This window comes from Photorhabdus sp. S10-54, assembly GCF_963878145.1.
Classification (GTDB): domain Bacteria; phylum Pseudomonadota; class Gammaproteobacteria; order Enterobacterales; family Enterobacteriaceae; genus Photorhabdus; species Photorhabdus kayaii.
Map to the genome: position 1 here is coordinate 56,536 of NZ_CAWNXG010000002.1, position 22,173 is coordinate 78,708.

19 protein-coding genes are annotated in these 22,173 nt (G+C 39.8%); 13 read left to right on the forward strand and 6 right to left on the reverse strand.

From position 1 onward, the window contains the following. Positions 1–153 precede the first annotated feature (153 nt). The 6 genes from AACQ83_RS01470 (at position 154) to attM (ending at position 5,689) form a co-directional block, all read left to right on the forward strand. A complete protein-coding gene (locus tag AACQ83_RS01470; RefSeq protein WP_112875956.1) occupies positions 154–1,104 on the forward strand; it encodes a 4-hydroxyproline epimerase in 951 nt (316 codons plus the stop codon). Then, complete coding sequence (locus AACQ83_RS01475; RefSeq protein WP_112875957.1) at positions 1,101–2,228, forward strand: NAD(P)/FAD-dependent oxidoreductase; 1,128 nt, start codon at positions 1,101–1,103, stop codon at positions 2,226–2,228. Before AACQ83_RS01470 ends, AACQ83_RS01475 begins: the two co-directional genes overlap by 4 nt. Next, the gene (locus AACQ83_RS01480) at positions 2,225–2,479 is read left to right on the forward strand and encodes a (2Fe-2S)-binding protein (RefSeq protein ID WP_112875958.1); all 255 of its coding nucleotides are present in this window, start codon (positions 2,225–2,227) and stop codon (positions 2,477–2,479) included. The genes AACQ83_RS01475 and AACQ83_RS01480 overlap by 4 nt, the downstream gene beginning before the upstream one ends. Positions 2,480–2,481: 2 nt before the next feature. Next, on the forward strand, positions 2,482–3,765 hold the full coding sequence (locus AACQ83_RS01485) for an FAD-dependent oxidoreductase (protein ID WP_112875959.1): 1,284 nt from the start codon (positions 2,482–2,484) through the stop codon (positions 3,763–3,765). 80 nt (positions 3,766–3,845) lie between these two features. Next, positions 3,846–4,823: a P1 family peptidase gene (locus AACQ83_RS01490; protein WP_112875960.1), complete on the forward strand. Its 978-nt coding sequence runs from the start codon at positions 3,846–3,848 to the stop codon at positions 4,821–4,823. A gap of 74 nt (positions 4,824–4,897) precedes the next feature. Next, positions 4,898–5,689: an AttM family quorum-quenching N-acyl homoserine lactonase gene (gene attM, locus AACQ83_RS01495; RefSeq protein ID WP_192880958.1), complete on the forward strand. Its 792-nt coding sequence runs from the start codon at positions 4,898–4,900 to the stop codon at positions 5,687–5,689. A 102-nt stretch (positions 5,690–5,791) separates the two neighbouring features. Here attM and AACQ83_RS01500 read toward each other — a convergent pair whose 3' ends face one another. Next, complete coding sequence (locus AACQ83_RS01500; protein ID WP_240000669.1) at positions 5,792–6,775, reverse strand: class I SAM-dependent methyltransferase; 984 nt, start codon at positions 6,773–6,775, stop codon at positions 5,792–5,794. A 693-nt stretch (positions 6,776–7,468) separates the two neighbouring features. Here AACQ83_RS01500 and AACQ83_RS01505 point away from each other — a divergent pair. Further along, positions 7,469–8,704: an FAD-dependent oxidoreductase gene (locus AACQ83_RS01505; RefSeq protein ID WP_112875961.1), complete on the forward strand. Its 1,236-nt coding sequence runs from the start codon at positions 7,469–7,471 to the stop codon at positions 8,702–8,704. Between the two features lie 137 nt (positions 8,705–8,841). Here AACQ83_RS01505 and AACQ83_RS01510 read toward each other — a convergent pair whose 3' ends face one another. Next, a complete protein-coding gene (locus AACQ83_RS01510) occupies positions 8,842–10,545 on the reverse strand; it encodes a glycosyl hydrolase family 18 protein (RefSeq protein ID WP_112875962.1) in 1,704 nt (567 codons plus the stop codon). A gap of 400 nt (positions 10,546–10,945) precedes the next feature. Here AACQ83_RS01510 and stlA point away from each other — a divergent pair, with 400 nt between their 5' ends. The 5 genes from stlA to AACQ83_RS01535 all read left to right on the forward strand — a co-directional run bounded on the left by stlA (position 10,946) and on the right by AACQ83_RS01535 (position 16,151). After that, complete coding sequence (gene stlA / locus AACQ83_RS01515) at positions 10,946–12,544, forward strand: phenylalanine ammonia-lyase StlA (protein WP_112875963.1); 1,599 nt, start codon at positions 10,946–10,948, stop codon at positions 12,542–12,544. Positions 12,545–12,643: 99 nt separating this feature from the next. Next, positions 12,644–13,393: a bifunctional NADP-dependent 3-hydroxy acid dehydrogenase/3-hydroxypropionate dehydrogenase YdfG gene (gene ydfG / locus AACQ83_RS01520; protein ID WP_112875964.1), complete on the forward strand. Its 750-nt coding sequence runs from the start codon at positions 12,644–12,646 to the stop codon at positions 13,391–13,393. Between the two features lie 131 nt (positions 13,394–13,524). Next, positions 13,525–13,887 (forward strand): DUF1283 family protein, encoded by a 363-nt coding sequence (locus AACQ83_RS01525; RefSeq protein WP_112875965.1) that lies wholly within the window; start codon positions 13,525–13,527, stop codon positions 13,885–13,887. Between the two features lie 21 nt (positions 13,888–13,908). Then, complete coding sequence (locus AACQ83_RS01530; RefSeq protein WP_162119937.1) at positions 13,909–14,181, forward strand: DUF1161 domain-containing protein; 273 nt, start codon at positions 13,909–13,911, stop codon at positions 14,179–14,181. A 572-nt stretch (positions 14,182–14,753) separates the two neighbouring features. Then, positions 14,754–16,151 carry a metallophosphoesterase gene (locus AACQ83_RS01535; protein WP_112875967.1) on the forward strand — a complete coding sequence of 466 codons (1,398 nt, stop codon included), beginning with the start codon at positions 14,754–14,756 and terminating at the stop codon, positions 16,149–16,151. A gap of 69 nt (positions 16,152–16,220) precedes the next feature. Here AACQ83_RS01535 and bioD read toward each other — a convergent pair whose 3' ends face one another. The 3 genes from bioD to AACQ83_RS01550 all read right to left on the reverse strand — a co-directional run bounded on the left by bioD (position 16,221) and on the right by AACQ83_RS01550 (position 19,450). Beyond that, a complete protein-coding gene (bioD, locus tag AACQ83_RS01540; RefSeq protein ID WP_112875968.1) occupies positions 16,221–16,898 on the reverse strand; it encodes a dethiobiotin synthase in 678 nt (225 codons plus the stop codon). A 295-nt stretch (positions 16,899–17,193) separates the two neighbouring features. Further along, positions 17,194–18,405 carry a sugar metabolism global transcriptional regulator Mlc gene (gene mlc, locus AACQ83_RS01545; protein WP_112875969.1) on the reverse strand — a complete coding sequence of 404 codons (1,212 nt, stop codon included), beginning with the start codon at positions 18,403–18,405 and terminating at the stop codon, positions 17,194–17,196. Between the two features lie 130 nt (positions 18,406–18,535). Then, positions 18,536–19,450, reverse strand: a complete 915-nt coding sequence (locus AACQ83_RS01550; protein ID WP_112875970.1) for a LysR family transcriptional regulator — start codon at positions 19,448–19,450, stop codon at positions 18,536–18,538. Between the two features lie 171 nt (positions 19,451–19,621). On the opposite strand from AACQ83_RS01550, the gene AACQ83_RS01555 reads away from it, so the two are divergent. Continuing rightward, complete coding sequence (locus tag AACQ83_RS01555; RefSeq protein WP_240000677.1) at positions 19,622–20,851, forward strand: MFS transporter; 1,230 nt, start codon at positions 19,622–19,624, stop codon at positions 20,849–20,851. Positions 20,852–21,255: 404 nt separating this feature from the next. On the opposite strand, the gene AACQ83_RS01560 is transcribed toward AACQ83_RS01555, so the two are convergent. Further along, positions 21,256–21,792 (reverse strand): hypothetical protein, encoded by a 537-nt coding sequence (locus AACQ83_RS01560; RefSeq protein WP_112875972.1) that lies wholly within the window; start codon positions 21,790–21,792, stop codon positions 21,256–21,258. Positions 21,793–22,173: the final 381 nt, after the last annotated feature.

Here is a 22,173-nt window from a genome sequence, read left to right on the forward strand (position 1 = left end):
TTACCATTAAAATGGGATTTTTGACTCGTGTTTAGTTATTTACCTTGATTCTTTCATTGTGCTGATTTCAGCATATTGCAGTATGAAATTCATCAAGCGACAAACGAAATACTACGCCACCATTTATTAAAAATACGTTAATTGGGTAGCTTTATGGCAGATAAGCATGATTATCAGATGGTTCGCGTCATTGATTCACATACAGGTGGAGAACCCACCCGTACAGTAATCGAGGGATTTCCATCTCTTGGCAAAGGAACCGTTGCCAAACAGCGTCAACGCTTTGAAGCCAAATTTGATCACTGGCGTAAGGCTCTCATTCTTGAACCAAAAGGGAATGATATGTTGGTCGGTGCACTTTTATGTCCGTCTACTGTACCTGACGCCGATATGGGGGTGATCTTCTTTAATAACGCGGGATATTTAGGCATGTGCGGCCACGGCACTATGGGCCTTATTGCTTCGCTCTATCATCTGGGTTGGTTGAACCCTAGCAAGTATAAAATTGAGACCCCTGTTGGGATTGTAGAGGCAGTGCTCCATAAGGATGAAACAGTGTCTGTTTATAATGTTCCCTCTTATCGTTATCAGCAAAATGTCACCGTGAACGTGCCTGGTGTGGGTGATGTTAATGGAGATATTGCTTGGGGAGGAAATTGGTTTTTTCTGATCGGTCAACATAACCTGTTTCTAACCCCTAACCATATCGATGAACTTACGCAATACAGTTGGGCAGTTAGGCAAGCGCTGGAACAAGCGGGGATAACCGGTGAAAACGGTGAGTGTATCGACCATATTGAATTGTTCGCTCCTGATAACGATACAGATAGTCGTAATTTTGTGTTATGTCCGGGGAAAGCCTATGACCGTTCACCGTGTGGCACTGGAACAAGTGCTAAATTAGCCTGCCTGGCGGCGGATGGAAAATTGCAGCCGGGTGAAATTTGGCGCCAATCCAGCATTATTGGAAGTGTTTTTGAAGCCCAATATCAGTGGGTTGGTCAAAAAGTTGCCCCAGTGATCCGGGGAACAGCGCATGTTTACGGTGATAACAAGTTAATCATTGCCAAGAACGATCCTTTTGTCTGGGGAATCAATGTATGACCCCCTCCCAAATATCGGATGTCATTATCGTTGGTGCTGGCATCATTGGAGCAGCATGTGCTTATCAGTTGGTACAAGATGGTTTGAGAGTTGCTGTAATTGATGATGGTGGTAAAGGGGCAACGCAGGCAGGGATGGGGCATCTCGTGTGTATGGACGATAATCCTGCTGAATTGGCACTGAGTAGTTACTCATTAGATATATGGCGAACATTCACCCCCCATATGCCAAAAAATTGTGCATGGCGTAGATGCGGCACACTTTGGCTGGCAGATGCAGAGGACGAAATGGAACTGGCTGAGGAAAAAAGCGCACGTCTTACCTCCTATGAAATCGAAAATATTCCGATGACAGCAACACAGATTCACCAAATGGAACCGATGGTGAGGCGTGGGATTGCCGGCGGTTTGTCTGTTCCTGCGGATGGGATTGTCTATGCACCAAATGTCGTACACTGGTTTTTTGCTAGCTGTAATCAAAAGATTCAGTTTATTACAGGACAAGTGCACGCCTTAGAGCCTCAGACCGTTGTGCTGCGTGATGGAAAGAAATATTGCGCGCCGAGAATATTGCTAGCAAATGGGCTATGGAGCACACATCTGTTACCTGAATTACCGATTGTCCCTAAAAAAGGGCAACTGGCGATTACCGATCGTTACCCTACCTGTATCACACATCAACTGGTGGAATTAGGGTATAGCGCCAGTACACATACCTTGGATGGTACGTCAATCGCTTTCAATGTTCAGGCCCGCCCTACCGGTCAGCTTGTAATTGGCTCTTCACGCCAGTTCCATAACGAACAACACACTATTGATCTCTCCCTACTCCGCTCTATGCTCCAGCGCGCACTTTATTTTTTACCTCAACTTGGTCAGATGAATATTTTACGTTGTTGGTCTGGCTTTCGTGCTGCGACTCCAGATGGCTTGCCGCTATTGGGGCAACATCCTGATTACGAATGGCTATGGCTGGCTGTGGGCCATGAAGGATTAGGTGTGACGACCGCACCGGGCAGTGCCAAAATCATCTCTGCATTGATGCTGAACAGAAAAACAGAGATTGATCCATTGCCTTACCAACCTGCACGTTTTACTGCTATGGCCTGTCAGAGGTTGCTATGACACTCAACAAACCACCATTTATTGCTCTGTTTATTGATGGCGAACTGATCACAGTTCCTACGGGGATTACTGTAGCGGCGGCGCTAGCTTATACCGGTGATGAGCATTGCCGTATATCTGTATCACATCAATTGAGAGCACCTTTTTGTGGTATGGGGATCTGTCAGGAGTGCCGTTTGATGATCAATGGTCGCCGCTGTGTAGCGTGCCAGACAGTTTGTGAAATGGGTATGAAAGTCGAGAGGATCTGAACATGGCAACATCATCTTCTTCTACAGTATTACGCTGTAATGTGCTGGTTGTTGGCGCAGGACCGGCAGGATTGGCTACCGCACAGGCTGCGATACAAGGGCAACAATCCGTTATCCTGATTGATGACAATCCCAAAGCAGGCGGACAAATTTGGCGTCAAGGGCCATTTCATACATTGCCACCGATGACGAAACGTTATTTATCGGTACTATCAGAAGATGCATTAATCTATTTACCGGGTTGTAAAGTCATTGCAGTAGACAGCCAATGTGTGATTGTTGAAACGGCAAGTCGGCACCGAATAGTTCACTACCAACGCATCATTCTTTGTACTGGAGCTAAAGAAAAATTACTTCCCTTTCCTGGATGGACATTACCGGGTGTCACGGGCGCAGGCGGATTACAGGCGTTGATAAAAAGTGGTCTCCCCATGATTGGTGAGCGTGTTGTTATTGCAGGTAGCGGTCCCCTTTTGCTCGCGGTTGCCGAAACGGTAAAAAAAGCAGGAGGGAACGTGGTCGGTATCATTGAACAGGCGCCTTTACACCGCTTATTTTCGTTTGGCTTACGACTTCTCCGCTGGCCTAACAAGTTGCATCAAGCCATCATGCTCATGCCACTTAAAAATTACTACAAAAACAGTATGGTGTTAGGCGTGGAAACCTCGGTAGAAGGCAGGTTAACTGGAGTGTATATCAGTAATAAAGGGCAGAAGCAGAAATTATCCTGTACGCGTTTAGCTTGTGGTTTTGGTTTAAGACCCAATACGGAATTGGCACAATTGCTTGGTTGCTTGCTGGACGAACAAGGAAATATCCAAGTAGATGCGTGGCAACAGACTACTATACCTGGTGTATATGCAGCGGGAGAATGCACAGGTATTGGCGGCAGTGAGCTTGCACTTTGTGAAGGATTTATTGCCGGGTTTGCAGCGAGTAGTAAATACGCACTAGCTGAAAAATGGCAACAGAAACGAAGAAAATGGCGGTGTTTTGCCACCGCAATAGCACAAACGTTTAAATTAAATAGAGAGATCACACAGGCACTTCCCCCAGATACCTTGATCTGTCGTTGTGAAGACGTAAGTTTAAACGAACTTGAACTATTTCAAGATTGGAATAGCGCAAAAATGGCAACACGGTGTGGCATGGGAGCTTGTCAGGGAAAAATCTGTTCTGCCATTCTCCACGATATCAAACATTGGGCAATACCATCCCCTCGCATTCCACTATCACCTACCCGTCTTGAAACGCTGGCAGCAGGAGACACGGAAAAGTTTGTTTAGTCACCCTTTGCTATGATTCATCTCGATAAACATTAAAACTTGTAATGTATTACTTTAAAAATCAAGGTGTGGACACATTTATGTATAAGACAAATGGAACCATTTTGGATGTACCGGGTGTTAAGGTTGGGCATGCTGAAGATAAATTGGAGCAAACCGGTTGTAGCATCATTATTTTCGACGACGGAGCTGTTTGTGGCGTTGATGTCAGAGGTTCTGCGCCGGGGACAAGGGAAACTGAGCTTTTAGATCCCATTAACACTGTTCAGAAAGTCAATGCAGTGGTGCTAAGTGGAGGGAGTGCTTTTGGATTAGATTCCGCCTCTGGCGTAATGCGCTATCTTGAAGAAAGAAAAAAAGGTTTTGATACCGGTGTCGCTATCGTACCTATCGTTCCTGCCGCAATAATTTTTGATCTAAATTTTGGTGATCCTGCTGTTCGTCCTGACGCTGAAATGGGCTACCTTGCGGCACAAAACGCTTCTGTAAACCCTTTTCCATCGGGAAATATTGGTGCCGGCGCTGGAGCAACTATAGGTAAGATGGCTGGTTTTGACAAAGCTATGAAAGGTGGACTTGGAACAGCATCGGTTAAATTACCTGGCGGGCTGACAATTGGCGCAATGGTTGTTGTAAATGCTGTTGGGGAAATCAGAGACCCTAAAAATGGTAAAACCATTGCAGGTGCATGTGATAAAAATGGTCATCTTATCGATCTCCCTTCCTACGTTTTAAAAAATTATAAAGATAATAATTTCACTCAGGGGATAAATACGACCATTGGCATAATCTGTTGTAACGCCAATATGAATAAAAGTCAGATGAAAAAAGTTTCCCAGATGGCTCATGATGGTCTTGCGAGAACGATATATCCCGTTCATACCATGAGTGACGGGGATACTATTTTTGCGGCGACAACGGGTGGTGTAGATTCATCGGTGAATATTGTTGGTATGCTTGCGGCGGAGGTCATGGCTGTTGCAGTTTTAGATGCGGTGAAATCAGCTAAATCAAAATTTGGTGTTAGAGGTTATGCCGATTTATCACTGTTAAGGTGATGCTGGTAGCCGCCATACATCAGTAGCCTTCCGAACCTGAACTACCCTACAAACCCAATAAAAAGGTTAACATTATGTCAGACATTCGCCTGTATATGCTGCAAACCGGAACCATCAAATGTAAGGTTCACTACATCAAGATGAATCAAGGCAACGGCGCCGATTATGAAATTCCAATTCCATTTTTCTTACTCACTCATCCTAACGGTCATACGCTAATTGACGGCGGCAATGCAGTTGAAGCCGCAACTGACCCCAAAGGCTACTGGGGAACTATCACCAAAGCTTACTGGCCGGTGATGCGTGAAGATGAAGGTTGTGTCGCTCAAGTGAAAAAGTTGGGTATTGATCCCGCAGATATCCGCTATGTGGTGCAATCCCATCTTCATCTCGATCATACTGGCGCAATAGGACGTTTCCCTAACGCGACACATATCGTACAGCGACGTGAGTATGAATACGCCTACACACCAGATTGGTTTTCCGCTGGCGGTTATATCCGCAAGGATTTTGATCGTCCTGGTTTGAAATGGGAGTTTCTCGATGGGGAACGCAATGACATGTTTGATGTTTACGGAGATGGCACATTAAAAACGGTATTTACTCCGGGACATTCACCAGGACACCAATCACTACTGGTGACCCTGCCGAACAGTGGTAGCCTGCTGTTAACGATTGATGCCGCTTATACCCTCGACCACTGGGAAGAACGGGCATTGCCAGGATTTCTCACCTCTACCACTGAAACCGTACGTTCGGTACAAAAACTGCGACATCTAGCCGAACGTACGAATGCAATCGTGGTAACGGGGCACGATCCAGATGCCTGGCCAACATTCCGTAAGGCACCGGAATACTACGATTAACTCTAATTTGTCAATGCAAAATATAGCCAGAAACTAGAAAGTGGATGTTTCTGGCTTGGTACTCATTTTACGAAAGTTTAATCTACCGTCCGAGAATAACCGTTATTCCTCCCCTCCCCCTCTTAACCAATCATTGACAAAAGACTGGGCATTTTCAGATTTAAACCCAATTGAAGATATGCCGGTTGGCTTCCATAAGAACTCGATAACACGCACTTTATGGTTATAATCAAGGGCATCAAACAGTTGACTTAACTGTTCATCTAAAAGCAAATCTCGATATTGAAGAAAATATTCATCATTGAATTGATCGCAACATCCAGCAAAAAGCTTATTGCCGTTTTCACGATTGAACCCACAACATCTCACACGCTTAAAACCAGCTTTATAATAAAAATCGCATATTTCATTATATCTGTATGCGTTGACGATAGGATTCAAAAATGCATCCACATTAACAGCAACCTGATCAACACTATCATCTAAATGATTAGCTGTACTATCGCCATATTGATTTTGGCTTAAGTTTTCGCACAGCTTATTCATTAAATCAGTATTTAAAAAATATTCTTCTGCATGATTTTGTTTTACAAAAATCTGCAAAAGTTCTCGCTGCCTCAATCGTTCATATTCTCCTATAGCGTTGTATAGCCAAATGAGCGCTATACCCTCTTCATTTAATGAACGTGAAGCTGCTAAAAAACCCTCTTGTGGACATTCCATATGATGGATAACACCGGTAGAAACAACAACATCAAATTGATTATCTCGTGTTAGCTGCTCAATCGTATTATTTTCTAGCGTGACGTTATCCAACTGATGATAAGATATCAGCTTATCTGCCACCTCTAACGCTTTATCCGTCATATCAATACCCACAAATTGGGTATCGGGATACATACTTGCCAGCCCTAGCAAACGATGTCCCGTTCCACACCCTAAATCGAGCACATATTTTCCCGTTAAATAATCCGGCTTAAATATAAGCCCTATCACCGTGGCCATATCATAAATAAGATTGTCTCCAATGGCGGAACTAGGATATGGATATCGGTTATACATCGCTTTGACGTCCTGATTACTCATATTTATTTCTCCGAACAAAATGACAAATCAGTAGTAATAGCCCATGATCACGAATAATAGATTACAAATAATAGTATAGAAGTCACCCTCATAAAATTCATGACAAAGAGTAATAAAATATTTCATAATTGGGAGAAAAACATATTAAATTCAATTAGAATGGAAATAATTTCATATTAATAAATATCTTAAATAGTTGAAGATCGAAACAAGATGAATATTAATTTATTCACACAAACATCATTTACTGTCATGTTATCTTGAATACGTAAAACAAACACGAAGTTAGGTTAACACATATCACTATAAAGTATTAATTTTATGAAAAAATATAAAATATAAAAATTCACTTTAACAATTTAAGCGATCAATTTTTAATTAAATATCATTTAATAAACAGACACATAACTTTTTTACCAAATATTTTTAGAAATAAAACCCCAAGCTTTCTTGCTCTATTTCTATGTACAGTATATTTTTATTTTAAATACTATAAAAAAGTCATGGCTGTGATTAGATATAATCACCACGATTTAGCCAGAATCGCTCATATCTATACCCTATGGATTTCAAGATGCATCGCGACGGCAAGGGAGCAAATCCCCGGGAGCATAGGTAACTATGTCACTGAGGTGAGTGCAGCCAACAAAGAGGCAACTTGAAAGATAACAGGTATATAACAGGAGAAATATTATGCACGTCGGTATTATTGGGGCGGGGATTGGTGGTACATGTTTAGCACATGGATTACGTAAAAATGGAATCAAAGTGACAATTTACGAACGCAATCCTATTTCATCAATCGATCTTCTTGGCTACGGAATTCATATCGATATATTAGGTCAGCAAGCAATGCAAGAGTGTCTTACTAATGAAAGCTGGCTCGCCTTTAAGCAGGCGTCAAAACCTATTGGTGGACAGTCGCGATTTTACAATGAGCGTCTGCGTCTTCTCGCTGTTCACGGCGGTATTTCTCCAATGGCAGGACGGATTATTTCTGAACGGCGTCTGTCAACTAGCAGATTTGAACTCAAGGAAATACTAAGTAAGGGACTTTCAGATATAACTCAATGGAGCAAAACATTCGTTCATTATGAACATATCGAAAATGGAGGTATTAAAATCTTCTTTGCAGATGGCAGTCATGAAAATGTCGATGTTCTTGTCGGCGCAGACGGCAGCAATTCAAAAGTACGTAAGCAGTACCTTCCTTTTATCGAAAGATTTGATGTCGGTGTTAGCATGATAATGGGTCGTTCACGCCTTACTCCGGCTCTCGCAGCTTTGCTGCCCCAAAATTTCCTGGATGGAACACCCAACAGTATCGTACCTAAAAGCTCTGATTGGTTGTTTATTACCATGTGGCGTGCCCCAGTTGATATCCATGCAGAGGCTACCTCGACAGAAATGGGTGATTTTATAATTTGGGTTTACGTAGCAGCAACAAATAGTTTTCCCAACGATATCACTGCTTTTTCCTCTGAATCCCTCTGCGATCTGGCCCTATCCCGTATGGTTTCATGGGACTCAAATTTACATGCTTTAATTAAGCACAGTGATATGGAAAACGTATCTTCGATAAATTTACGCAGCATGCCTCATCTTCCCTCTTGGAAATCCAGTAACATTACCTTACTTGGAGATGCTATTCATAACATGACGCCAATGGCAGGCTTTGGCGTCAGTACTACACTTCGAGACGCTCTTTTACTCACACAGAAACTTGCCAGTGTAGCGTTGGGCCACGAAGAGTTAGTCAAGGCAATTTCAGATTATGAGCAACAAATGCGCACATATGCTAATGAGATCGTTGGAATTTCACTACGCAGCGCTCAGAATGCTGTAGAACATTTTTCAATACCACCATTAAAACAACGGCATTTGAACATAAGAAAAAATACATCTCAAGGTTATCAGCACCGACGTTAATATTTCGAGTAAATTGTCATACCTGAGCTAATTCCATATCATTACTTTAGATATACTGATTACAACAATAAAAACGAGGTGAAGATAAAAAAGAACTGCCACCAGTATATATAATACTGGTGGCTTGGTTTAATTAATTATGCAATCTTTACCCAAGGATAAGTATCAGATGCCCCTCCACCGTCTGGCACGGTACCTCTATTCCACCATTTAGCTTCCCAATTTTGATTGTTCCAACTCACTCTATCACCGGCCTGATACACCTTATTTGCATCCCAAACAGGGTAATCACTCCCGTCATCTGGATTAACTGGATCAACCGGTTCAACATTAATACCCTTGAAATAGAATGGTTCCATATCTATCTTTTTCGTAATTAATTCACAACCAAGCCCTTCCCTAGCTGCATTGACCAATAAACCACGATCTTGATCTGCAGTCCATGTAAATATTCCTCCCAGATTCTTTTCTAGTACATATTGCGCTTTAGATTTAACCGAACGAGGGGTATCAAGAGAAATAAACAACTGACTATCCTTATTATAGAGATAATCCGCTTCTGCTATTTCATCGGTATATAAGTCAAAATTATTTCTTCCCCTCTTTTCTTCCAAATCCAGATAATTATATATCGTGTCGTACCATTCTGTGGTTCCTGATTCAAACGAACCGGTTGTTGTAATCTTCGGTTCTTTTTTCGGGACATAACCAGGATCATAACTGCCGGATAATGGAGAATAACTATCAATAACCGTATTTCTGGAATTGCGTGAATAGCCGGTGTAACCAATATTGATGGCAGATGCAGGTACACCAAGACTCAATAAATATTCAACCGCCTTTTCTACACTATTCTCACCACCAAGATAATTACGGAGATTCGTGTGATGTAACAACTTTTCAGCCCACGGAGTACCAAAGAAATCATAGGTCATAACGTTAATACCATATAGTCCAATTTGCAGTAATTCAGGTATTTTTGATTTTTCCATTTTCTCTGGTACCGCCGAACAAGCGATACTTATTTTTATATCTGAACGCCCTGCTTCTTTAAAAGCAGCAGTTAAATCTTTAATTAAACTAACATAATAATCGCCATCGTCTGGCGCATACATGTTACCTTCATTTCCAGCAACGCCCGGATACTCCCAATCAATATCAATTTCGGTAAACATAGGGAAACGTTGGAATATATCAACTAAACTCGAACAGAAATAGGATTTTAGTGTTTCGTCTCTGACCATATTATAAAAGCCATTACTCATGGTCCAACCACCAACACTAAATGACATAATAAGATCGTGGCCTTGAGCTTTTGCTGCTTGTTGAACTTTAGCCAATCCACCTAATACGCCCATACTTTTAGATTGATCAAAATCCCTTGGCATTTGGATATCTTGCCAACCAGAATAAGTACAATTCTGATAAGATTGGCAATCTCCCCAAGCATCTGTGAATGTCACTTCTCCATTATTGGTGCGGGCAAATAATGGCGCTTGCTCTTTAATTTGCTGCTTTTTTTCGCCCTCATCACCTAATATTCCACAGAAACCAATAACTAATTTATCATAAGCAAAAGGATTATCTAAAAGGTGCTGTAAATCTATTCCTCTACCTCGACGAATGGGATCTTGATTTCCTTGTAATCTACCGTCATATTGCGACCAATCTGTATAATAACCAAAAACTTTAGGTTTATTTCGGGTATCATACTTATTATAGACTGGTAATGCGGCTCTTCCAGATGTGTAACTAAAATTTATCGTTTCAGTTGATGGATTGAAATTATCTATCTGATAAGACTGTTCACTAAGAAAATCTGTCTGGATTATTTTTGACATAAATCACCTCGACTAGATATCAATTTATTTTTCGATGAACACTCCAATTGCTTTACTTGCGTGGTAACATAATTACATTCTAGTTTGTATTCTTAGGAAAACAAATAATTGTTATTTGTTTGATTGTTAATGGTCAACTCAAATTTATGTCAACGTAATTTATATTACCAACCATTTATTATCAAACGGTAAAAACAAATTATTGCAAATTGCAAATATATTAATTGTCATTATTACAATTGCCTTCTCAATTAAACTTGTAAATTAATTTTTACGAACCATTTATTTTAATTTTATTTCAAGCTGACTATTTTTTATATTTTATATCTATACTGATTTGTATCCTTAGGGTGTTCGTTTCTTCAAAATATTATTACCATCCTTATATATGGAGATTAAAATGAAAGCTAAAGATGTTCAGCCAACCATTATTATTAATAAAAATGGCCTTATCTCTTTGGAAGATATCTATGACATTGCGATAAAACAAAAAAAAGTAGGAATATCAACGGAGATCACTGAGCTTTTGACGCATGGTCGTGAAAAATTAGAGGAAAAATTAAATTCAGGAGAGGTTATATATGGAATCAATACAGGATTTGGAGGGAATGCCAATTTAGTTGTGCCATTTGAGAAGATCTCAGAGCATCAGAAAAATCTGTTAACTTTTCTTTCTGCTGGCACTGGCGACTATATGTCCAAACCTTGTATTAAAGCGTCACAATTTACTATGTTACTTTCTGTTTGCAAAGGTTGGTCTGCAACCAGACCAATTGTCGCTCAAACAATTGTTGATCATATTAATCATGACATTGTTCCTCTGGTTCCTCGCTATGGCTCAGTGGGTGCAAGCGGTGATTTAATCCCTTTATCTTATATTGCACGCGCATTATGTGGTATCGGCAAAGTTTATTATATGGGCGCAGAAATTGACGCTGCTGAAGCAATTAAACGCGCAGGATTGACACCATTATCGTTAAAAGCAAAAGAAGGTCTTGCTCTAATTAACGGCACACGGGTAATGTCCGGTATCAGTGCAATTACCGTCATTAAACTGGAAAAACTATTTAAAGCCTCAATCTCTGCGATTGCCCTTGCTGTTGAAGCATTACTTGCATCTCATGAACATTATGATGCCCGAATTCAACAAGTAAAAAATCATCCTGGTCAAAAAGCGGTGGCAAGTGCATTGCGTGATTTATTGGCAGGTTCAACTCAAGTTAATTTATTATCCGGGATTAAAGAACAAGCCAATAAAGCTTGTCGTCATCAAGAAGTTACCCAACTAAATGATACCTTACAGGAAGTTTATTCAATTCGTTGTGCACCACAAATATTAGGTATAGTGCCAGAATCTTTAGCTACCGCTCGGGAAATATTGGAACGGGAAGTTATCTCAGCTAATGATAATCCATTGATAGATCCAGAAAATGGCGATGTTCTACACGGTGGGAATTTTATGGGGCAATATGTCGCCCGAACAATGGATGCATTAAAACTGGATATTGCTTTAATTGCCAATCATCTTCACGCCATTGTGGCTCTTATGATGGATAACCGTTTCTCTCGTGGATTACCCAATTCACTTAGTCCGACACCCGGCATGTATCAAGGTTTTAAAGGCGTCCAACTTTCTCAAACCGCTTTAGTTGCTGCAATTCGCCATGATTGTTCTGCATCAGGTATTCATACCCTCGCCACAGAACAATACAATCAAGATATTGTCAGTTTAGGACTGCATGCTGCTCAAGATGTTTTAGAGATGGAGCAGAAATTACGTAATATTGTTTCAATGACAATTCTGGTAGTTTGTCAGGCCATTCATCTTCGCGGCAATATTAGTGAAATTGCGCCTGAAACCGCTAAATTTTACCATGCAGTACGCGAAATCAGTCCTCCTTTGATCACTGATCGTGCATTGGACGAAGATATAATCCGCATTGCAGATGCAATTATTAATGATCAACTTCCTCTGCCAGAAATCATTCTTGAAGAATAAAAAGAAAATCACTGAAAGTTTTTCAATCATCTCTTGACTAAAAATACAGAACCCCATTTACTGATGACAGAAACAGTACGAGTAAACAAGGGGTTTTGTATGATCGTTTTTGTGACAGGAGCAACTTCAGGTTTTGGTGAATCAATTGCCAGAAAATTCATACAAAACGGTTCTAAAGTTATTGCGACTGGACGCCGTAAAGAGCGGTTAGAAAAATTAAAAGCTGAACTGGGTGATAACTTTTACTTTGTTCAACTTGATGTCACTGATCGGGCCGCTATCAATCAGGTTGTAGAACAATTACCAGAATCACTCCGCCATATCGATATTTTAGTCAATAATGCCGGTTTAGCGCTTGGATTAGAACCCGCTCATCTGGCTAATCTGGATGATTGGGAAATAATGATTGATACCAATGTCAAAGGGCTCGTCAATATGACCCGTGCTCTACTGCCTGAAATGGTAGAAAGAAATCATGGGCATATTATTAATATCGGTTCTACCGCTGCAAGTTGGCCATATTCCGGTGGAAATGTTTATGGCGCAACTAAAGCCTTCGTCAAACAGTTTAGTTTGGGCTTACGAGCAGATTTGCAGGGAAAAAATATCCGAGTCACTGATATAGAACCCGGTTTAGTTAGTGGAACTGAATTTTCTTTAGTACGTTTTAAAGGCGACAATGATAAAGTGAATAAAACCTACGATGGCACGCAGGCATTAACCGCCGAAGATGTCACTGAAGCTGTTTTTTGGGTCGCTAATTTACCTGCTCATGTCAACATTAATACATTAGAAATGATGCCAGTTTGCCAGTCATTTGCCGGGCTTAGTGTACACAGAAATGAATAATGACACTCTTCTTGATAATTTGTTGAACATCTTAATGCTATCTTATAATTTATCTATCTGATAGTTTCTTATTGTGCTATCTAAATTGGCCCCACTTACTCTACTCTCAAGAGGATTCAAGAGGATAAAAGATGAATATTTGTAATTCTTTGATATTAAAAGCAATGCCAGCTATCGCTCTGGCAATACCATTGTTATGGCAAACGCCGGCATTGGCGGCAACTTGTACTGCCGGAAGTACCTGCGTCACAGTGAATGGCAGCGGAGATTCTGTGCTCGATAAAGAAGCCGCCCGCCAAAGTAAAGAACAATGGGATGAAACAAAGAATCTTCGCACTAAAGTTAATAAACGTGCTGAGAAAGAGTTCGACAAGTTCGATAAAGCCATTGATGCTCGTGATGCATGTATGAAAAGTACCAATATCAATGCTTATTGGGAACCCAATACCGAACGTTGTTTAGACAGCAATACAGGTATGCCCATCAGACCGTAATATAAGGTGATGACAATGAAGATGAAGAAAGCGCTTTTATTTAGCGCATTGATCTTTACCCTATCCCCATTCGCACTTGCTGCACAAGCTTCATGCGAAAGCGTGAAAGAGCAAATTGCGCAGAAAATTATCAATAATGGTGTGCCGGAATCTGGCTTTACATTGGAAATTGTTGCTAATGACCACATTGAACAAGCCGGTGGTAAAATCGTTGGGCATTGTGAAAATAATGCCAAAAAGATTGTGTATACCCGGCAAGGAAGCCAATCTCAAGCTCATCTGACCTCCAAATAAACCCGCATTATCTTTCTGAAGGAAGATACACAAAGTTCAGAGAAAATATTACGCCAATATTTTACCGTTGATGAATGATGAGATGAATAGAGGTCGAGGCTATACGCCTTCGGCCCCTTTTCACGTTATACCCGTTATCTTTCAAGTTACCTCTTTGTTGGCTGCATTCGCTCACCCCGGTCACATAGTTATCTATGCTCCCAGGGATTCGCTCCCTTGCCGTCGCGATGCATCTTGAAATCCATTGGGTATATCTCTATGTGAACAACACACGAATAATGCCCCTTGATAAGCTGACCTGAATGATAGCCTTAATATAGTTTCCTATATATACCCGTCATCTTTCAAGTTGCCTCTTTGTTGGCTGCACTCGCTCACCCCGGTCACATAGTTACCTATGCTCCCGGGGATTCGCTCCCTTGCCGCCGCGATCCATCTTGAAATCCATAGGGTATAAACCATTAGCTTTTTTAAAACTGACAATTTAAATAATTAAATCTAACATTATAACGTTTTGGAATATAAATATTTTCTGAATATCATCATATTGAAAATTTAAAATAGGAAACGTTATGGGTGATCTTATCACTAAGAAAATTCGCTTTGTCGTGGTGTTTTTTATAGCATTAGCCATATCAGGATGTAGCGCTGTCCCAGGAAATCAAACAGAAGCCCAGAATTTTAATGGCAACAGCAATGCGCAATATGTAAAAATTTATTTGCATAATAATACATCACATTCATTAGTAGCTGAAAAAACAGACTTACTTTGGGGAAGTTGGATTGAAAGACCGTCGTCATCAATATCCGCATATAGTCACGATTCATTTGCCTCAAAAGGTAAGATTTTTAGTGGCACCGAGGACAAAATTATTTATCGTTTACCCAATGGTGAAGATAAGCTAAATGTTCACTGGAACCTTTCATATTGGGGTGTTCAGAACCACAATATCCATCTCTCCGAGGCATCAACTAATTATAAACTTGAGAAAACAGTTAAAAGCTCATCTTCTTTAGGCATACAGATTGATATTTATCTCACTGAAAAAAGCATAGACAGCAATTATAAAATTGCCGTGATGTCAGATCCTCAGCCGTGGCGTTTAGATCCTGAACAAGGCGATCCTAATGCCGACAAAAAACCGTGGGAAGAATTAAATAGAAAAGTAGCAAACAGTATCAATAATATTTATGAACGCAATCATCTTGCTTTTGGCATCGTTAATGGTGATCTTACCGAATTTGGACGCGCTAGCACCAGAAGAAGCCTTGAGGAGATATATACATCAAAAATCAAATTCCCGCTATTTATGGGATTAGGAAATCATGATTATGCAAATAATGTTAATGATTGTACTTACCCCGAAGGCTTTGATTTCAGTCGTAATGCCTGCGCCAGATCCGCTGTATTTGATATGGCAGAGAGAATAAGTGGTTATAGTAAAAAATTGAATAATTTCTCCTATGACTATGACAATAAAGCATGGAAAGGCAGTTTATCTTATTCATGGGATTTCGGTGATATTCATTATGTTCAATTGCAAAACTATCCTACCTATAGTGTCAATTTGGACCACTATATCAGCCCAACCGTTTATATTACAAAATCCCTTGATTGGTTGGAAAGCGATCTCAAATCTGCTCAAACAAGAGGAAAAGCAGTAGTTTTAAACTTTCACGATGGGTATGACCATTTTATCGATAACAGCAGTTCCGATGAAAAAGAGCGATTTAGATCATTGATTGAACAGTACAATGTTATGGCCGCTTTTGTTGGGCATTCACATTACCTTAGAGAATACACCTCCTATGTATTTGGAAGCGCAAGAGTCTATGACAGTGGCGCACTATTTCAAGGTGATTTCTTTATCATTAATGTTAACAAAAAATGCATGGAAATATCTGCATATAATGGAATAGACGGTATTCCCAAGTTTGTTAAAAAAATGACGAGTGTTTGTGGTAAATAGAGAGCAAATCTATTTATTAATGTAATGATAAACCTCACTTTTTCGCCAGTGAGGTTTTTTGTTAATCGACTACAGTTCGCAATTAGGATATTTATATGTATTAGCAATATCCAGATAGCAGGATAAATCTTTCTCTTCAGGACGTAAAATATACGGAATTTCACCTAACTGTGGCGCATTAATATGACGGCGTAACCTATCCATCACTTTCGTATAGTGCGATAAACCAGGATTAATTCTGTTAGCTACCCATCCTACTAATTGCAATCCATCATTTATTATTGCCTGCGCGGTTAAAATTGAGTGATTTACACAGCCAGGCTGAATACCAACAACTAAAATGACAGGGATTTTTTCCCGAATCACCCAATCAAAATAAAAAGTTTCATCATCCAGTAATACACGCCAGCCACCGTTACCTTCAATAATAACGCGATCTGCTTTATTACTAAGATTATTTAATCCTTTTTTCATCTGTTCGAAATCAACCTGATTACCTTCATAATACCTGTTTTTCCAGATAACTGGATTAATTTCTTCATATTTAAGCGGAACGGGAGAAGATTTTTGTAGAATCACACCATCTCGATTACGCATACCTTCTTCTGTTTCATACCCTTCTGTGGCTATAGGTTTATACCCTACTGCCGTTGCTCCATCACGATTAAAAGCTTGTAATAATGCACGGGTAACAATTGTTTTACCTATGTTGGTATCTGTCCCCGTAACAAATAGGCGCGTTAACATAAATTCTGTTTTCCATAATGACAGATAGAACCCGGTTAATGAGCGCTTAAGTCTAGAGGATGCGACTATAAGGGAGATTGCGTTAGCTCAATGTTTTGTTTAATTGCTACGCCAATTTAGTGAAAAAATTTATACCTAATAGATTTCGAGTTGCAGCGAGGCGGCAAGTGAACGAATCCCCAGGAGCATAGATAACGATGTGACCGGGGTGAGTAAGTGCAGCCAACAAAGAGGCAACTTGAAAGATGACGGGTATAAAGTTAATATTACAACCAGAGAACTTCTATCAAGTATATTATCCTTTCATTAAACTGATCAATAATGAACCATCATATAAAGCTTTTTTAACTGATGCTACCGTGGATAATGTACCTGAATTATTGAATTTTGTTGCAACCAATTCAATCTGTTTACTATAGGCAGGCAAAGCGTGTTGTTGAATACATTCACTAATCACCGGATACAAAACTTGTTGTGAAGCATTAAGAGGAGAACCCATCAAAATTTTTTCTGGGTTAAATAAATTGACCATCATTGCGATAATATGCCCAATTTTTACTCCGATATCACGAATAATATCTACTGCCAAAGTATCACCGTTATTAACCGCCTGACAGAATGACTCAACGGTCAGTGGTTCACCATTTAGTAAAGAATCGGGTACCATTGCCAACTGCCGTTTTGCTCTGGATAAAATATGACTGATACCTACAACCGTTTCCAGACACCCAACATTCCCACAATAACAGCGTTCACCATCAGGTTCAGCCTGAATATGCCCTACCTCCATGACACCACGGTTGCCAGCATGCAATGTTTGCCCCGCAATAATCACGCCAACACCAACATGTTCATCAATGACCATTTGGATAACATTCTGACAATTTTTTGCTGTGCCATATAGTGATTCAGCTATCGTCCAGGCAATTATTTCATGTTGAAGAAATACCGGTAATCCGGTGCGACGATGCAGATATTCTCCTATTGGTAATTCCTGAACCTGGTAATAAGGGAAATTGTGGATTAAACCTTGGGTCGGATCAACAATCGCATTTACCGTCATGCTAATTGCCGTCAGACGCTCAAGACGAGATTGATAGCGACCAAAAAATGCATCAATCTCATCAATAATGCTATCTAAAAAGGATTTTTCCTTGTTGGCCGGTAATGGTAAAACATCTTCAACAATTAACTTGCTACTTAAATCACGCAGTCCCAATATTAAACTTCCCAAGTTAATACTAACACACAGGAAATGCCAACTTTCAGAATCAAGCTTCAGTCCAGTCGCCGGGCGCCCTCTAAATCCTAAATCCAAAAATTCCGTTTCCATGACTAAGTGTGCATCGACCAATTCACGGACAATTTTAGTAATACTGGCTGGAGCAAGTTGAGCTTTTTTGGATAGCTCAATACGGGAAATTGGACCATATTGATCAATTAACCGATAAACAGTACCAATATTAATCTGTTTTATCTGATCAATATGCCCTGGTTGTCCATCCATTATTTACCCTTTTACGTTCTAATTACTTCACGTTTCAAAATAATTGTTGGCTGATTATGTCGAGGTTTTAGGCAAAAAGTATGATTCTTTCAATAAATATGTGATATTCAGCACGAAATTTAGCTTATTTCTACTTATTTTTTCCATTCAAAATATTAGATATAAGTAGGTTTATCAGCCTGTCTGCGGCGGCCGATATTGGCCGGTTTTTGTGATTTACCAACCAGACCTCAGAATAAGAGTGGTTATCAGCTAATGGAATATACTGGACACCATCCACTTTCATGCGGGTAAAAGATTCAGTCACAACACTGACACCTAATCCAGCAGAAACCAGCCCAAGAATGGTCATCGCTTCGCCTGCTTCCTGTGAAATCATCGGCGTCACGCCTGCTTGAGCAAGTAATGTGATGATTTCATCATACAAAGCAGTCCCCACTTCGCGCTCAAAAAACACCATCGGATAGCCCGACAACATTTCGAGATTTATTCCCTGTGGAGCATATTCCAATAAAGGATGTCCATCATAAACAGCAAGCATAAAAGGTTCCCGAAATAATAGCCGATACTCAAGGTTATCGGGTAATTGGGTATTACGCATGATACCAACGTCGATCCGTCCCGTCAGTAATGGCGCAATCTGCTGTTTAGTATTCATCTGATGCATATGAATAGCGACTTCCGGGTAACGTTCCCGAAATTGCCGTAAACTCAGAGTGACCTTATTCATAAAAGGTATCGTAGAGGTGAAACCGATAGATATTTCGCCTAATTCCCCTTTTTGCATTCTTGCTGCTTTTGTTGCAGCAGCATCAACCTGAGCCAGGATCAGATAAGCTTCTTTCAGAAACATGTTACCTGCCGGCGTCAAGCTCACATTCCGGTTATTACGTTCTAACAACCGCGCATTTATACTATTTTCAAGTGATTGAATCTGTTGGCTTAATGGCGGCTGTGAAATATTAAGCCGTTCTGCCGCACGACCAAAATGTAATTCCTCTGCCACTGCAATAAAGTAGCGTAAATGCCGTAACTCGATAGCCATAATCACCTTTGAGATCTAATACATATTATTGTTAATGATTAATATATTAGACAAAATATTTTGCAATTCATATGCTTGATCTTCATAAAAGTATAAGCTAGCTAATGAGTTAAGTAAGGAAATTATGTGAGCGCCAGCCCTAGTAATAATAGTAGTAGTATCGGTAAAAATTTGACTCCCGGTAATCATCTTGTCCAACATGTTCAAAATAAGAAAAGTCACATTCAGAAAGACGATCCTCTGTATATTAGAGTGACGTTGTCACTCTTCACCGTGGGGTTAGCTGCATTTGCCCTACTCTATTTCGTTCAACCAATCTTACCCATGCTGTCGGATGATTTTGGTGTTTCTCCTGCTACCAGTAGTTTATCTTTATCCCTTTCAACCGGAATGTTGGCATTGGGCTTATTAATCACCGGTCCTCTGTCTGATGCTATTGGCCGTAAAAATGTGATGGTAACAGCGCTATTTGCCGCCGCACTTTTCACTTTACTCAGTGCATTTATCACCAGTTGGCATGGAATTTTGGTTGTACGCGCTCTGGTTGGTTTGTCTCTCAGTGGCGTAGCCGCCGTTGCAATGACTTATCTTAGTGAGGAAATCCACCCTAACTTTATTGCTTTATCAATGGGACTTTATGTTAGTGGTAATGCTATTGGTGGCATGAGCGGGCGATTAATATCAGGTGTTATCACCGATTATTTCTCATGGCGGGTTTCTGTCATCGTATTAGGTTTATTAGCATTAATTGCGGCAATGATGTTTTGGCGTATGTTACCTGAATCGCGCCATTTTAGGCCAAGTTCTCTCAAACCTAAGTCTTTATTAATCAATCTGAAATTACATTTTCGTGATAAAGGATTGCCATTACTGTTTTCTGAAGCCTTTTTACTCATGGGCGGCTTTATTACCCTATTTAATTATATAAGTTATCGTTTATTGGATTCGCCCTATCATTTCAATCAGTCAATTGTCGGTATGTTGTCTATTGTCTATCTGGCAGGAACATACGGCGCATCCAAAGTAGGCACATTAACCCACCAATATGGACTCGGAAAAGTGCTGATCGCGATGATAACTATGATGCTAATCGGTACGCTTATTACCTTATTATCATCTGTGGTGATGATTATTATTGGGATGATAGTCCTCACTTTCGGTTTCTTTGCTGCACATGCTGTTGCCAGCAGTTGGGTCGGACGCCGTGCTCGCTGGGCCAAAGCACAAGCGTCTTCCCTTTATCTGTTTTGTTATTACTTTGGTTCAAGTGTGGCTGGCACTTTGGGCGGTATATTTTGGCTCCAATTAGGTTGGTATGGTGTTGTTTTATTTATTGCCATTCTTATCCTTTTAGCTCTACTTTTAGGGTTTAAACTCGCCAAACTTCCAGAGGCAAAATAATAGAAGACCAGAATTTTTTATTATTTGGCGTTTTTTATCCATCAGGTAATGTCCTTCACTTTCTGATTTATTGAAAATTAATATGTTTTTTGCGGTGATATTAAAAAGTGTGATAATATTATTGCTCAACAAAAAACATTAATTAATATATAAGTCAGCGTTAATTATGGGTAATTCCAGATTTGAAGGTTTTACTACAGAGAAAATAAAACCGGCATATGAATTTAATATATTAAATTAATCCTCTTTTGGGTGTGTTGACATAAGTCTGCCATCCGAGAGAGGGTTTCAATCAAGGTGATAAATCTGACGCCAAAGAGAACAGTTCATGTAACCACAGCATATCTGAAACACCCACCAGCCCCCTCAGCATCATTTACGCAACAAAGCTACACAGCATGAAGCTAATTAATAATAACGTTAAAATCTGTAGAAATTAAATTTGCTAAAAAATTTGAACTAACTTTACTCTTTACAAGAAGAGCAAGATTTGGAAAGACAGCGCTCTTACCACTATAACTCAATTCCCCATTTTTTATAAAATAACAACATGGATCAATGAAATTTACGCTGTATTCTCCAGCCCCTGTATCATCGGAATATATGCCAAAATTATCAAAACCGTTTTCAACGTATTCCCCATTATTGAAAAACCAATCTTGAGTTGGTTTCTCTCTTGACATTTCAGCCACAGCATTTTTTGGCGTGAAAAACTGCGCGTTAAACGTGAATGCAAGATAGAGATTTGAAATATTTGGATAACAAAATAAGTTGCGAAACTCTGAGGTATTTCGGCCATCCAACCATATAAATCCCGGCGTAAAAATGCGAAAATTCAAATTCTCCGCATTCCACTTCTCTATTTTTCTATCGGGTGTCAATGGGAATTTCATCACGATACCATTTGGAGCATATTTGTTTACATAAATATTAGTCATCATTGTGCCTCATCTTTTAATTGATTTACTTGGCTCAATAGCCCCAACCTTGTTTATTATCTCTTTTTTACAGTATAATGCTATAAGTGGATTACCGCTAATATTCCACGGTCAAAATTACTTCACATTCATCACACTGCTAGAAAAAATAAGAAAATACCGAAATTTATTTAGGGTAAGTGCAAAATATTCACCTGCTGAAAAATTATTATCAGCACTGATATCAATATTAAAATAATATACAGTAAGATTATTCCCATATGGAAATAAACAGGAAATCTGACAACAAGAATACGCCAGATTAATACCTTAAAAACCTTTTGGAATTTTAGCTCGATATCTCTGCCTACATTGAAAAAAGATTTCCAACAACTTTTACTAACG